Source organism: Paraneptunicella aestuarii, assembly GCF_019900845.1.
Lineage (GTDB): Bacteria > Pseudomonadota > Gammaproteobacteria > Enterobacterales > Alteromonadaceae > Paraneptunicella > Paraneptunicella aestuarii.
Map to the genome: position 1 here is coordinate 4,810,190 of NZ_CP074570.1, position 14,401 is coordinate 4,824,590.

Below are 14,401 nucleotides of genomic sequence, written 5' to 3' on the forward strand. Positions count from 1 at the left end.
CGTCATATTTTCTTGCAGTTCAGCTTTCTCGGCAACCAAATTTCCAACAACGATAATGGCTCCAAACGTCGCAGACGATCGAATACTGACAAAAAGTCATGATGCCAATAAGAAGTATGGCAGTTAAATCCAGTTCAATACCAAAAACAGACGCTAAACACACCGTTGTTACTGACTAATACAAAGCATTTCACTCATGTTAACAGCAGTATACAACGATATAAGAAAGCGAATTATCTTGTTTTGTGGAAGATCAAATACAAAGGAATCAGTAAGTTAGGGGCTAATGGGAAGTAGATAATAAAAAACCGCTCCTTTACCTAAAATGGAGCGGCTTAATGTAATTACAAAAACCTACAGTCTAAATACCTGTTCCAAACTATCAGTCACCTGTAGAGAATTAGGAGCAAACCCTCAGCCGCAGGGAAGCGGCTGAGGAGCCTACATGGAAGTATCCACGGCGAGTTTGCGATAAATCTCTATGGGTGACTGACAATTAAACACTGCTATTTAGAGTTAGCAAATGTAAGGTTTCGCTTTTCCAGAGAAAAATTTACATAGTAACAAACTCTTCCGCAGAGGTTGGGTGAATGGCCACACAAGCATCAAAATCAGCTTTGGTCGCGCCCATTTTAATGGCGACGGCGAAGCCTTGCAGGATTTCATCCATACCCAAACCTATACCATGCAAACCAACCACTTTTTCGTCAGCGCCGGCACAAATCAACTTCATACGTGTTTCTTGACGATGACGAGTCACCGCGGTGTACATCGCACCAAAGCTGCTGTTGTAGACCTTAATATTATCTTCGCCATATTGCTCTTTGGCTTGTTTTTCAGTTAAGCCAATCGTACCAATGGCAGGGTGACTAAACATGACGGTCGGAACCAATGAATAATCCATTTTCGCTTCTGGCTTACCACCAAACAAACGTTCAGACAGCAAACGACCCGCTTTCACTGCGACAGGCGTTAGCTCAATCTTGCCGTTAACATCGCCTAGTGCATAAATATTCTTGGCGGTGGTATTTTCAAATTCGTCGGTTTTGATAAAGCCGCGTTCGTTCAACTCAACATCAGTATTTTCCAAGCCAATATTTTGTACGGCAGGAGAACGACCAATCGCCCAAATCACTTCATCGACAACCAAAGATTCGCCATTGGTAAAAGAAAGTGTCAAGCTTCCGTCAGCATTCTTCTCTATCTTTTCAGAAGTGCAGTGAGGATGCAGAGTCGGGCCGTGTTGTGTCATAAATTCCACCAATGTAGAACTCAGCATTTCGTCAAAATTACGTAACGGACGATCATGACGGATCACCAAGTGGGTTTCCGTACCTAGAGAATGTAATACGCCAGCCAATTCAACAGCGATATAACCCCCACCAATAACCGCAACGCGTTTTGGCTGCTCTTGCAAGGCAAAGAAACCGTCGGAATCGATACCTAAATCAGCGCCGGGAATATCCGGGAAGTTGGGTCTACCACCTGTTGCAATCAGGATATGATCAGCTGTGTATTCTTGACCATTTACCGACACCGTGTTGTTGTTCACAAACTTGGCGTAACCTTCAATACGAGTGATGCCATTCTTTGCCAATACTCTGTCGTAAGAGCCATGAATACGATCAATATAAGCTTCGCGACTATCAACCAAAGTTTTCCAATCAAAATTGTTCAGCGTGACATCAAAGCCATAGTCTTGTGCGTACAACTTGATTGCCTCAGCAACCTGAGCCCCAAACCACATGGCTTTTTTCGGTACACATCCAACATTGACGCAGGTTCCACCAACCACTTTACCTTCTATCAGAGCAACCTTTGCTCCGCGCATTGCGGCACGATTTGCCGAAGCAATACCACCACTTCCCGCACCTATACAAATATAATCAAAATCAGCCATTGCTATCTCATTCTTGGTTTGCCTGTGCATAACTTCGGATTTTTCACCGAGAAATGCAAATTGGTTTTTTATATGGGGTTGATTAACTTTATTGAAAGATACCAGAAAGAGGCAATCTCACACCGGCAACGGGTAATTATTTGCCTCATTATTCTCTTCTACATTCACTTTTTTGATCTATAACAAAAGAAACCGCCGCCATCATTTGAAAAAGGTCAATTCATGAACAAGACTGTATCGAGCAGGTAACACATCACATTGCAATTCACGCACTGATAACCGTTATCACAGAGGAGATGAACATGAGTTTTTTACCTAACCTTTTTCACAGCAGCAAAAACCACTCCCCCAGTTCACTACGTAACCAAATTGACAAGGTGTTTGAAAATTTCTTTACCGACTGGCCAGAGGTTAACCCTTACGATGAGCGTTCGACGAACTTTTTGAAGCCGGCTGTTGATGTAGCAGAAACCAATGAGCACTTTGAGATTAAAGCCGAATTACCAGACATGAAAAAAGAAGACATTCATCTGGAAATGCACGGCAATACGCTAGTGTTACACGGTGAAAAGAAATTCGAAAAAGAAGAGAAAAAAGACAAAGGCTATCATTTGATTGAACGTACTTACGGTTCATTCCGTCGCGTTATTCCATTGCCTTTTGAAATTGCAAATGAAGAATCAATACATGCCACTTATAAAGACGGCTTATTGACAGTAATGATTGCAAAGCCCAAAGAATCAATTGAGAAACAACGAAAAATTGATATCAAGTAAAAGGGCAAACGCCAGTTTTAAACATTCCTTCTACGCTAATATTTGCGTTTCACGACACTCACTCCAAGGCACTTCGGTGCCTCTTTTTTTGTTCGCGATCCACCATTCCAATGGAACAAGGCATAGCCCGAAATCTCTATGCCCTCTACACATTAAGCGAATACCTAAGCGAAAAAGTTCGCGTCTTCCTTGTTTACTTCTTTACCAATAAAACGATATAAGGAAACACCACAAAACAGAAGGATAATACTTACAGCAAAGTCAAACATATTACTCACCTTTCTTGTTGTATTCTAAATAAGCCCATTTCCGGCACCCAACTCGAAGAAAGCAGTATTCATGCCAAACGTGTAAAAAATTTCCTATAAATTTACACCCATGTACTGCTGGTTACATTCCTTACGCCTCGAATATGTTCTTATCGACAAAAATAGAAATAACTTAATAATGGATAATATTTTTCTTGTTTATTATTTACAACCCCAAACAACAATTAAAGGTTAATATTTATACCGAATTAAACTAAAGTATTAGCCATCCAGAGGTCTAATGCTCACAAAACTTTTACAATCTTTTGATATCTAAGGAGCAGAATTTGCTTGAGTTTTGCCGTTTAAATCCTATAAATGGGTAAAGAAGACAAATATAAATTCAGGACATCTCAATGAGCCATACCGACCTGCCTCGTTTCTCAGAAATCAAGCCAGAACATATTGTTGAACAAGTAAAATCCCTAATCGAAAAATGCAAATCGACGATTGAAGAAAAGTTAAAACAAGATCATTTCACTTGGGAAAACCTGATTACGCCAATTGACGAAGTAGAGGATGAGCTGAATAAATATTGGTCTCCGGTGTCGCATATGAATTCAGTGGTCAATACAGACGAATTACGTGAAGCCCATGATGCCTGCTTACCTTTAATTTCTGAATTCGGTACCTGGTTAGGCCAACACAAACAGTTGTTTGACGCCTACTGCCAAATTCGTGACGACGCCAGTTTCTCCTCTCTCAATGAGGCTCAGCAAAAAGTCCTTACCGACTCCATTCGCGATTTTGAATTGTCTGGCGTAGCGTTACCTGATGATAAGAAAAAGCGCTTTGGAGAAATTCGAGCTCGCCTTTCAGAACTCGCTTCAAACTTTGGTAATAACGTGATGGATGCCACTTTAGGTTGGACAAAACTGGTAACAGACGAAGAAGATTTGGCAGGTATCCCCGAAACCGCAAAGGCAGCCGCAGCGCAGGCAGCTCGCCAAAAAGACTTGCAAGGCTGGTTGTTTACACTCGATTTCCCTAGCTACTTGCCAGTATTAACCTATGCCGACAACCAAGAGCTACGTCGCGAAATGTATACCGCCATGTCAACTAAAGCCTCCGATCAAGGCCCTAACGCTGGCAAATGGGACAATACGCCATTAATCGACGAAATTTTGGCGTTACGGGCAGAAAAAGCCAAATTACTTGGCTTTGACAGCTACGCAGCTCTGTCGCTTGCCACAAAAATGGCAGAAGCCACTGAGCAGGTAAACCACTTCTTGCACGACTTATCAGTGCGTTCATTGCCACAAGCAAAACGTGAGCTACAAGAAATTTACGATTTTGCTGCAGAGAATTTTGGTGCCACCAATTTAGAAGTTTGGGACATTCCCTATTACGCAGAGAAATTGAAGCACAAGCTTTTCAGTATTTCAGACGAAATGCTGCGCCCATACTTCCCGGAAGAAAAGGTGATAAACGGTTTATTTGAAGTGGTTTCACGCTTATACGGTATCAAAATCAAAGAATGCAAAGGCATCGACGTATGGCATAAAGATGTGCGCTTCTTTGATATTACCGACAAAGATGGCGAAAAACGCGGTAGCTTCTACCTCGATCTTTACGCCAGAGAACGCAAGCGAGGCGGAGCCTGGATGGACGAGTGCATATCGCGCCGTGAACGCTCCGACGGCTCACAACAATATCCAGTCGCTTATCTAAACTGCAATTTCAGCGGCCCGATTGATGGCAAGCCAGCCTTATTCACTCATGACGAAGTCATCACCCTGTTCCATGAATTTGGTCATGGCTTACATCATATGCTGACTAAAATTAATGTCTCTGGCGCTTCTGGCATCTCCGGCGTACCTTGGGATGCCGTTGAATTACCAAGCCAATTTCTGGAAAACTGGTGTTGGGAGAAAGAAGCGCTTTCCTTTATCTCCGGACACTACGATACCGGTGAACCATTGCCAGATGACATGTTAAAAAACATGTTAGATGCCAGAAACTTCCAGGCAGCCATGCAAATGGTCAGGCAGTTGGAGTTCTCTATGTTCGATTTCCGTTTGCATGAACATTATCAATCAAACCCACCAACGAACGTGCAAGAAGTGCTGGATAAAGTGAGACAAGAAACATCCGTGGTAATCCCACCGTCCTTTAGCCGATCCCAAAATTCATTCTCACATATTTTTGCTGGTGGATATGCCGCAGGCTATTACAGCTACAAGTGGGCGGAAGTGCTGTCTGCAGATGCCTATAGCCGTTTTGAAGAGGAAGGCATTTTCAACCGCGAAGTGGGTGAATCCTTTATGCACCACATTCTGGAAATGGGCGGCAGTAAAGAACCCATGGACTTGTTCAAAGCTTTCCGAGGAAGAGAGCCCGAAATCGACGCACTACTGAGACACAGCGGGATCCAGTAATATGCCAGCAGAACATTTTGATGCTATTTACGCTCGGGCAGCCGAGCGTAAGGGCGGTGAAGCAAAGCTGGAATCCATGTTAAGCCAGCCGCTCTCGTCGGACGCGTTAGCGAAACTGGGTGATGACCGCTACCTGGCTGAGTTCACCAAAAAAGTCTTTCAGTCCGGTTTTGTCTGGCGTGTAGTCGAACAGAAATGGCCTGAATTTGAACGCCTGTTTTTCAATTTCGACATAGAGAAAATGCTGCTGTTGTCAGATGAAATGTTTGAGCAGAAAGCACAGGATCCCGCGATTATTCGCAACCTGAACAAAGTCATGACCATTCGCGACAATGCCATCATGATTTCAGATGTGCAGAAATCCCACGGTAGTTTTGCCAACTTTATAGCCCAGTGGCCTGAAAATGACATTATTGGGCTTTGGCAGTATTTGAAACAGCATGGAGCCCGACTCGGTGGCAACACAGGCCCTTATGCACTAAGAGCATTAGGAAAAGACACTTTCCTGCTTAGCCGAGATGTGGAAGGATACCTGAAAAGTCACGATATCATTTCAGGTTCAAGCACTTCAAAACGCAGTCAGGAAGCCATCCAACAGACTTTCAATATCTGGCGAGAGCAAAGTGGACGCTCGTTACAGGAAATCAGCCGAATCGTTTCCTATTCATCGGGTGACAATAACATCATGCCGGAAGATTAGCCGAGCCTTGAGATACGCTTGATTAAATAACCTCTGCTGCGCATAAGAAAGCGAACAATAACAATATGAAACTCAATATATTTCAAACTGTTATTGGTCATATGAGTCCCGTTATGCACTAAATAAGTGTGCTTAACTGCAAGTCAGCCACAGAAATTTATCGCAGACTCGCCGTGAATCAATCCATTGAGGCTCCACAGCCGCTTCCCTGCGGCTGAGGGTCTGCTCAAAACTTTCTGTTGCTGACTGATAGTTTGGAACAGCTATTTAGAATATTTTGAGGAACGTTACTTTTTAGTGAATTCGAGGCGAGTTTACGCGCCAATAGCGAGACTATTGCAAGTAAACTTAACGAAGAAGTCGCTGAAAATAACCGACTCAAAACGCTTTCTTATGCGCAGCTGAGGTTAAATAATGGAGTAAGGGTGCTAGAAATAGCCCCCTTTTAATTTATTGGTTATGGTTGTTGATGGGAAAGCACACATTGATAAAAAATATTTGGTTGATTAAGCCCGGATTCTGGAGTGAATCCACCACCAGCCTCAATTAAAACGGAGCCTTCATTACATTGAAGACGTCCGCCCGTAGCATACGTCATATATGGCAAATTGTTTTCAGAGTTTTGAGTTATCGTGATAGTGGAGCCATAGCTACCAACGTCATACCTTCTGGTAACGCCATGCGCAACTGTAGTAAACCCCAACCCAGCCAGGTTACCGCCCACACCGGTTGCAGACCCAGCAGTCGAGGTTAAACTGAAATTGTCGAAATGCGCCTGACCATCACCGTAAGTTTCGATTTCAATCACGATATTGCTACCAACACCGGGAACATTTTCACTGCCAAATTCAAGCGTAGCTCTTGAGAATGTACCAGCCTGACTAGGGAAAATCGGGTTAATAGATTGCAGTAAAACTTCATCATCGGCTTTAACCGTCACGGTGTAATTTGGCACTGTGTAATCCAAACGCTCACCGATATCAAACTCCAATACATAATCCGTATTAGCTTCAAGCGTTGCGCTTAATGTTTGCGAAATTTTGGCATTACGATAAAGAAACAATGTGTTTTTGTGAGAACCATCGCCAGCTTCACCAGTAAACACAGTATCGGGTGGATTGTAGATACCCGTAATACCCGCTTCTGAAACCCAACTTTGAACAGCAAATTGAATATCGCCATCAGAGGAGGCTTGAGCATCAAAATCAGCATTGTTGATGGTAACGGTGGCAGCAAACGTATTTGCAGAAAGAAGTGCTAATAATCCGAGAGTAACCTTACTAAATTTCATAATCGTCTTCCTATTCCTTGATTATTTAAGAGCCGCTTTTCATAAGCGAGCTTATACTACCCATCTGATTCAATAATAAACAAGTCCGATAATTTTTTACATTGTAACCAAAGGTAAATTTTTACACTTTACAAACTATTAGAAAGAATAAAAGTAGAAGTCACACCAAGCTTTACTTTTGTTTAAGCTTGGCGCATACGGTATGAGGATGATTGATATGGATTAACTACCCAGGAAGACAACCGTTTTATTGCCATCCAGAAACACTCTGCGCTCAATGTGATATTTAACTGCCTTTGCCAACGCCATGCACTCGTTGTCACGTCCAACTCTAACCAGATTTTCTGGTTTATAGTTATGGTCAACACGCGTGAGGATTTGTTCAATAATCGGACCTTCATCTAAATCAGATGTCACATAGTGAGCGGTTGCACCAATCACTTTTACACCGCGATCATAGGCTTGATGATAAGGTTTTGCTCCCTTGAAACCCGGTAGAAAAGAGTGGTGAATGTTAATGCAGCGTCCAGCAAGTTGCATCGACAAATCATTGGACAACACTTGCATGTATCGAGCTAACACCACCAGCTCCGTGCCAGTCTCTTCGATAATTTCAAGTAAACGCTCTTCTTGCTGAGCCTTGGTGTCTTTGGTGATAGGCAAATGGATGAAGCGGATACCTTCACGCTCCACCATGGGTCTTAAATCCTGATGATTGGAAACAACCGTTGTTATTTCCATATTAAGCTCACCATTTCTACGGCGGTACAGCAAATCATCCAGACAGTGATCGAATTTAGACACCATAATCAGCACCTTGGCGGGCACTGAAGGATCAAAGATATTCCATTGCATGGAAAACTTCTCGGCTATCCCGAAAAAGCCGGATTTTAATGTAGCGATATCAGGTGAACCCGCCTGCAAGCGAAATACCGCACGTAAGAAGAACTTGTTTGTTGATTCATCATCAAATTGTTCAAGCGCGCAAATATAGCAATCATTGTCGGCCAAATATCCGGATATTGCAGCCACGACACCGGTTCCGGCACGACAAGTCACATTAAGGATCAAGGTGTTCTTTTCTTCAGGCATTGTGGTCATGATAATTCTGGGCATTACTGGGGTTAATACTGCTGAGAGAGTATTGCATTACCATTCTGGCAGGGTCCAAAACCTGGATTACCTCATCAATACAACTCCCTTCCCTTCAAGGGCTCGAATAGAGTTCAGCCTTTGATACCCACTGAGTGTACTCAAGCAGGAGAGTACGTCAATTTGAATAAGCGACAATTGCCTTACTTGTCATCATTACAACGTTAATGTCGCTTTTAATAGTCAGCTTATAGATACAAAACTACATTTTGTTTAGTTTTGCGAGAACTTTCCCGAAGACGGCGCGAGTCGTTTCCGTTTGCTCTAATTCTTTACTCAGTTTGGCAAAAGCATCGTCAACGATACGGTGAATACCTTCTTCCTGATCTTCTTCGAGTCCCAATCTTGGTAATAGCTCAAACAATTCATCCACCAGCTTTTTAAGCGTTTGGTGGCTTTGCCCAATACTGCCCTGCAACTGATTAGAAGCCACATTCAGCAACTGAGAGATTTCTTTAACCGAGCTTTGCCATTTCTGGGCATCCATTAATTCTTTTTGCTGGTTCAGGTTGTTAATACGGACATCGTACGCTTCCATTACCAAACACAAACTATCTCGAAGTCTGCCAGCACGATCTTCGTCATCGGGCATGTTCAATACCAACAAAGAACTATAGGGAAAATTGAAACAGGCTCGTTTCTCACGCTGCCAAACCCGCTCTTTGTCACGCACCATATTAATGATTTCCTGCTCAATCGGCGTAGCCTGCCGGCCAGGTGTCGGCATAAATATGTCTTCGCCCATCTGATTGAAGAAAACGGTACATTTCAATCCATAATCACGTAAAGCAACAAACAAACCATCGCAGACAGAATCAAAGTCGTTGGCTTCATTCATTGCCCGAACTGACTGCAATACGCTGCCCATCTCACTTTGTGCTGACATGGCCTGCATTGCCGTATTGCTGGCCAAATTAAGCTGAGCACGCAAGCCGGCTTTCTTGGTGATACGATTTCTCGCCGCCTGCATTTTGGTAGCAAATTCAATCACATCATAGGGCTTGGTAAGATAGTCGTCGGCTCCAGCTTCCAATCCTTTTAAACGCTCGTCAACAGAGACCACACTGGTTAGAAAGAGAACGCTGGTATCACACTGAGAATAGTCTTCTTTAATGGTTCGGCAGACATCGTATCCATTTTCTTCACCAAACTGCTTTTCCATTATTATCAAGGCAGGACTCACGGTCGACAAATCAGCAAGCAGCTCTTTACTTGCTTTATAGAACTTTATTTTTCCCTCTTCCGCGAGGATCCCTTCAAGAATTTCTCGTTCAATTTCATCAGGCTCCACAATGCATATTGAGCAGTCAGTCATAGGGATAATGTCCAAATTAAAAAACACCGTCTTCTCTAATATTAGTTCTTAAAAAGGGATGCAGAATAAAAATTATCCAGAAATGTAAAAAATACTACATTACTGGTTTTCTGAAACCATTCACCGATATTCAAGTTATATTACATCAAACGCCGCTTAAGCAATCGCTAATTTTTGCTACAATGCGCCCAAAGTATAGGACGTTAGAGTAAAAGATAATGAACAACGATAGCCAGGCTACCGACTCTGAAACTACTCATTTCGGATTCCAACAAGTTAATAAAAAAGCAAAAGCATCAATGGTTGCAGAAGTTTTTCATTCTGTTGCTGATAAATACGATCTAATGAACGACGTGATGTCGTTAGGCATTCACAGACTATGGAAACGCTTCACCATAGATTGCAGTGGTGTACGCCCCGGTCATACCATTCTCGATTTGGCAGGTGGCACTGGAGACCTGGCAGCCAAGTTTTCCCGACTAACGGGTAGTACAGGAAAAGTCGTCGTTGCAGACATTAACGCCAGTATGCTGCAAGTAGGCAGAGACCGTCTACGCGATATGGGCATTACGGGTAATGTCGAATGGGTTCAAGCCGACGCCGAACACTTGCCATTCCCGGACAATCATTTCGATTTAGTCACTATCGCCTTTGGTTTACGTAACGTTACCGACAAAGACCAAGCGTTGCGCTCTATGTACCGCGTTTTGAAACCAGGCGGCCGTTTATTGGTGTTGGAGTTCTCCAAGCCGACCAATGAAAATTTCAGCAAGATCTACGATTGGTATTCCTTCAATCTGTTACCGAATATGGGCAAACTCATCGCCAATGACGCCGAGAGCTACCGATATCTGGCAGAGTCTATCCGCATGCATCCCGATCAAGAAACCTTGAAAAGCATGATGGAAGCCGCAGGATTTGAACAAACCAGCTATCACAATATGACCGGCGGCATCGTTGCAATGCACAGAGGCTTTAAATTCTAATGCCAGCACCACAACTGTTTACAGCGGCAATAGAAACTGCATTTAACAAGCTCATTGCGCTAGACGAACAATCGGCACAAAGGCTTGTGCCTTTAAACGGTAAGCACTTAAAAGTGACTGTGAAAGAATTCCCCTGGCCGCTCATTTTCGCCTTCTCATCCCATATTGATGTATTAACGGATGGGGGTGGTGAAAGCCCAAATACAGCGCCAGACTGCCACATCAAATTAAGTCTGGATACGCTAAAAGAGCTTCAAGACAGCAGCCAGATCACACGACTGATTCAAGAAAAGCGTTTAGAGCTGGATGGTGACATTCATGTGGCGCAGCATTTTAGTGTACTGGTTAAAGATCTGGATATTGATTGGGAAGAGCAATTATCACGCTATGTTGGCGACGTCGCTGCACACCAGATTTGGTCGACAGCGAACAGTATCAAATCGCACCTGTCTTCTCGCTTACAGCAACTTGGCAATATGGTCAGAGAAGGTGCTATAGAAGAGAAACAGCTAGCACCTCATCCGATAGCAATGGAGGGTTTCATACAGGATGTTAGCCAACTTCGCTCTGATGTCGGCAAATTGGAAGCCAGAATCGCTTCGCTTACTAATAAGATAAACAATCGCTAATAACCTCAGGAATACAACGCTCGTGCGAATCAAACGCTTTTACACCATTACAAAAACTTTGTTGCAGCATGGACTGGATGAATGGATCCCGCAACGTTTCCTGCCTTGGTACATGCAGTTTTTGAAAATGTGTCTGTTCTGGATGCGCAATCGCTACCCAGATCGCCCTCGTGGCGAACGTTTAAGATTAGCGTTAGAGGCATTAGGGCCTGTATTCGTAAAGTTCGGGCAGATGCTCTCAACTCGACGCGATATTCTTCCCCCCGATATCGCTAATGAACTCACCCTGTTACAAGATAAAGTGCAACCTTTCGATGGCGAACAAGCCTCTGAGATAATCCGTAAATCACTTGGACTTGGCTCCCTTGACGAACTCTTCTCTGAATTTGAAACCAAAGCACTGGCTTCCGCTTCAATTGCACAAGTTCATGCTGCCACTCTTCGTACCGATGGCGATAAGGTCGTCGTTAAGGTTATTCGCCCGAATATCGCAGACACCATCACTGCCGACATTGAACTAATGCGCGCCTTTGCCATTATTGCTCAAAGGCTACTTCCCGATGGCAAGCGCTTACGTCCCGTGGAAGTCATTGAAGAATATCGCAAAACTATCATTGACGAACTGGATCTGATGCGTGAATCAGCTAACGGTATTCAGTTAGCGAGAAACTTCGAAAACTCTCACTCTTTATACGTGCCCCATATTTATGCCGATTACTGCCGCACCAACGTATTGGTAATGGAAAGAATCAAAGGAATTCCGGTCGCCGAAGTTGATACGTTGAAAGAGCTGGGCGTTAACTTGAAATTACTGGCTGAGCGCGGCGTTGAAGTGTTCTTCACCCAAGTTTTTCGCGACAGCTTTTTTCATGCCGACATGCATCCTGGTAATATTTTCGTCGATGCCACCAACCCGGAAGATCCGCGCTACATTGCAATAGATTTTGGCATTGTAGGCACACTAAACAAAGAAGATAAGCGTTATCTGGCAGAGAATTTCGTCGCCTTTTTTAATCGCGATTACCGCAAGGTTGCAGAGCTTCATGTTGATTCCGGCTGGGTGCCATTCAATACCAATATCGACGAATTTGAAGTGGCTATCCGTACCGTCTGCGAACCGATTTTCCATAAGCCATTAGCCGAGATTTCCTTTGGTCAAGTGCTGCTACAACTGTTTAACACCGCTCGTCGATTTAACATGGTTGTGCAACCCCAACTGGTACTGCTGCAAAAAACCCTGCTATATATCGAAGGCTTGGGGCGACAGCTCTATCCGCAACTCGACCTTTGGCAAACCGCCAAGCCTTTCCTAGAAAACTGGATGAAAGAGCAGGTCGGGTTCAAAGCCATGTACAACAAGATCTACTCCAACTTCCCCTTCTGGACGGAAAAAATGCCGGAAATCCCGGATCTTGTTTACGACTCACTAAAGCAAGTAAAACTATTGCCAGAAAAACAACGCATCTGGTTTGAACATCAAGCCAAGCTACAAAAACAATCTCGTAAAAGCCAGTTTTACACCATGCTGGGCTCAACCTTCTTTATCGCCAGCTTACTGTTACCCCTGCACAACCTGCACTGGGGTTACACAATCGGAAGTGGCTTGGTAGGCGTAGGCTTATGGATACGCGCCTACCTGTATCATGCGAAGTAGTATTTGATTGGAATTGAAGCAGGGCACATCTACCCTGCTACAGAAGACGCCAATTCAACACTTTTAGCCTTTCCCTCTTTGATCACCTTTAGTTTGTTAAACACTGGTGCGGCATAGGCTTGAAAGATTTTGGTTTCCAGTGCTCTTGGCTCTTGGTTAAATCGCTCAATAAGCTTTCCCTTTGAAGAATGCATTTCGATGATGGGGAAGTCTATGTCGAGACTGGCAATTTCATCATCACTGAATTCATACCCCAACATTGCAGCGGCAGCCAGGTTAGAGGGCAAAATGCGGTAATTGCCCTGGATCTGACGATCCAGCTCTTCGGCAATATTTTTGGCGCAGTCCAATGGGTGTTCGAGGCTTGATTCCAAAGGCTGACCAAATTCGATATGAACTCGCCCTTTCTTCCCGGTTATCCCTTTAGCAATACTTTGAATATCTTCGTGAGCACCTTTCTCATAAGTGCCTGATTCTTCATGGCTCAGCAACTCTTTTGCCTTGGCAATGTCACAAGGGTCGTATTCATAGGAAATAGACACTGGCACAATGCGCAGCTCGTCGAGGTAATCCTCAACAGGCATGGTTTTGGGCTTGTTCAATAACAACATCGACAAAACCGCAGGGTTGGTTTGATCATTGCCATCTTTGGCTCGCCCTTCACGCTGGGCAATCCACATATTAGCGTTGTCTTGTGTTACCGATTCATACATATAGTGGGAAAGTTGCTTACTGGCCGTAAGCTTTTCGCGCACGGTTTTCACAGAACGTTTAACCACAAAACTTTTGTTCAAACGCATTAAATCGGCAATCCAGTCTTTCCCCAGAAGGTTATCGCCTATGGCAATGCGCATGGTGTCCATACCGTTTGCGTGCAAGATGTAATTGATAAAAGCGGGATCCATCGCAATATCGCGATGATTGCTGATAAACAGATGCGGCTTTTTAGTATCAAGCGCCTCTAAGCCCTTAGTGGTCAGGCCGTCGGTGGTATCTTCAATCACCTGTGTTACATAACGTTCTATGTAAACCTGCAAGTCACGTACAGAATTAAAATTCTGCACTAATCGCTTGAGTTGGTATTTCAGGTAAGCCTCTATTAGAGGACGAAAAATACGCGACAAAACACCGTTAAATTTGAAACGCAAAATAGTCTCAATAAGCTCAGGCTCATTGACCAAACGATCTAACACCGCCCGAACTTCGGAATCTTTATAAGGGCGAATGTCATCAAAATTACTCATGTAATGGACAACCTTTCTCTTTTACATGTCATAAAACGAGCCAATCACTCGATGATTGAATCACAATG

The 14,401-nt window shown here is 43.7% G+C and carries 11 protein-coding genes; 6 read left to right on the forward strand and 5 right to left on the reverse strand.

The features are described 5' to 3' along the window. Positions 1-553 precede the first annotated feature (553 nt). Positions 554-1,900, reverse strand: a complete 1,347-nt coding sequence (gorA, locus tag KIH87_RS18895; RefSeq protein ID WP_232359404.1) for a glutathione-disulfide reductase — start codon at positions 1,898-1,900, stop codon at positions 554-556. 302 nt (positions 1,901-2,202) lie between these two features. On the opposite strand from gorA, the gene KIH87_RS18900 reads away from it, so the two are divergent. The 3 genes from KIH87_RS18900 (at position 2,203) to KIH87_RS18910 (ending at position 6,062) form a co-directional block, all read left to right on the forward strand. Beyond that, positions 2,203-2,676 carry an Hsp20/alpha crystallin family protein gene (locus KIH87_RS18900; RefSeq protein ID WP_232359405.1) on the forward strand — a complete coding sequence of 158 codons (474 nt, stop codon included), beginning with the start codon at positions 2,203-2,205 and terminating at the stop codon, positions 2,674-2,676. Positions 2,677-3,340: 664 nt separating this feature from the next. After that, positions 3,341-5,362, forward strand: coding sequence for an oligopeptidase A (prlC, locus tag KIH87_RS18905; RefSeq protein WP_232359406.1), 2,022 nt, complete (start codon positions 3,341-3,343; stop codon positions 5,360-5,362). A gap of 1 nt (position 5,363) precedes the next feature. Beyond that, positions 5,364-6,062, forward strand: coding sequence for a DNA-3-methyladenine glycosylase I (locus KIH87_RS18910; protein WP_232359407.1), 699 nt, complete (start codon positions 5,364-5,366; stop codon positions 6,060-6,062). 457 nt (positions 6,063-6,519) lie between these two features. Here the strand turns inward: KIH87_RS18910 and KIH87_RS18915 are convergent, their stop codons facing one another. The 3 genes from KIH87_RS18915 to KIH87_RS18925 all read right to left on the reverse strand — a co-directional run bounded on the left by KIH87_RS18915 (position 6,520) and on the right by KIH87_RS18925 (position 9,820). Then, positions 6,520-7,353: a hypothetical protein gene (locus KIH87_RS18915; protein WP_232359408.1), complete on the reverse strand. Its 834-nt coding sequence runs from the start codon at positions 7,351-7,353 to the stop codon at positions 6,520-6,522. Between the two features lie 222 nt (positions 7,354-7,575). Beyond that, positions 7,576-8,454 (reverse strand): formyltetrahydrofolate deformylase, encoded by an 879-nt coding sequence (gene purU / locus KIH87_RS18920; RefSeq protein WP_232359409.1) that lies wholly within the window; start codon positions 8,452-8,454, stop codon positions 7,576-7,578. Positions 8,455-8,707: 253 nt separating this feature from the next. Then, positions 8,708-9,820 carry a response regulator gene (locus KIH87_RS18925; RefSeq protein ID WP_232359410.1) on the reverse strand — a complete coding sequence of 371 codons (1,113 nt, stop codon included), beginning with the start codon at positions 9,818-9,820 and terminating at the stop codon, positions 8,708-8,710. Positions 9,821-10,038: 218 nt separating this feature from the next. Here KIH87_RS18925 and ubiE point away from each other — a divergent pair, with 218 nt between their 5' ends. Genes ubiE through ubiB form a run of 3 tightly spaced genes read left to right on the forward strand, consistent with a single transcriptional unit; the run spans position 10,039 to position 13,089 of the window. Continuing rightward, positions 10,039-10,806: a bifunctional demethylmenaquinone methyltransferase/2-methoxy-6-polyprenyl-1,4-benzoquinol methylase UbiE gene (gene ubiE / locus KIH87_RS18930; RefSeq protein WP_232359411.1), complete on the forward strand. Its 768-nt coding sequence runs from the start codon at positions 10,039-10,041 to the stop codon at positions 10,804-10,806. Further along, positions 10,806-11,435, forward strand: coding sequence for a ubiquinone biosynthesis accessory factor UbiJ (locus KIH87_RS18935; RefSeq protein ID WP_232359412.1), 630 nt, complete (start codon positions 10,806-10,808; stop codon positions 11,433-11,435). Before ubiE ends, KIH87_RS18935 begins: the two co-directional genes overlap by 1 nt. A 22-nt stretch (positions 11,436-11,457) precedes the next feature. Further along, on the forward strand, positions 11,458-13,089 hold the full coding sequence (gene ubiB, locus KIH87_RS18940; protein ID WP_232359413.1) for a ubiquinone biosynthesis regulatory protein kinase UbiB: 1,632 nt from the start codon (positions 11,458-11,460) through the stop codon (positions 13,087-13,089). Positions 13,090-13,118: 29 nt separating this feature from the next. On the opposite strand, the gene KIH87_RS18945 is transcribed toward ubiB, so the two are convergent. Beyond that, positions 13,119-14,333 carry a 1-acyl-sn-glycerol-3-phosphate acyltransferase gene (locus tag KIH87_RS18945; protein ID WP_232359414.1) on the reverse strand — a complete coding sequence of 405 codons (1,215 nt, stop codon included), beginning with the start codon at positions 14,331-14,333 and terminating at the stop codon, positions 13,119-13,121. Positions 14,334-14,401: the final 68 nt, after the last annotated feature.

Excerpts from the sequence above, each read along its gene's own strand:
- purU (WP_232359409.1), bottom strand. The coding sequence starts at position 8,454 with ATGACCACAATGCCTGAAGAAAAGAACACCTTGATCCTTAATGTGACT.
- KIH87_RS18945 (WP_232359414.1), bottom strand. The coding sequence starts at position 14,333 with ATGAGTAATTTTGATGACATTCGCCCTTATAAAGATTCCGAAGTTCGG.
- prlC (WP_232359406.1), top strand. The coding sequence starts at position 3,341 with ATGAGCCATACCGACCTGCCTCGTTTCTCAGAAATCAAGCCAGAACAT.
- ubiE (WP_232359411.1), top strand. The coding sequence starts at position 10,039 with ATGAACAACGATAGCCAGGCTACCGACTCTGAAACTACTCATTTCGGA.
- KIH87_RS18935 (WP_232359412.1), top strand. The coding sequence starts at position 10,806 with ATGCCAGCACCACAACTGTTTACAGCGGCAATAGAAACTGCATTTAAC.
- KIH87_RS18910 (WP_232359407.1), top strand. The coding sequence starts at position 5,364 with ATGCCAGCAGAACATTTTGATGCTATTTACGCTCGGGCAGCCGAGCGT.
- KIH87_RS18925 (WP_232359410.1), bottom strand. The coding sequence starts at position 9,820 with ATGACTGACTGCTCAATATGCATTGTGGAGCCTGATGAAATTGAACGA.
- KIH87_RS18915 (WP_232359408.1), bottom strand. The coding sequence starts at position 7,353 with ATGAAATTTAGTAAGGTTACTCTCGGATTATTAGCACTTCTTTCTGCA.
- gorA (WP_232359404.1), bottom strand. The coding sequence starts at position 1,900 with ATGGCTGATTTTGATTATATTTGTATAGGTGCGGGAAGTGGTGGTATT.
- KIH87_RS18900 (WP_232359405.1), top strand. The coding sequence starts at position 2,203 with ATGAGTTTTTTACCTAACCTTTTTCACAGCAGCAAAAACCACTCCCCC.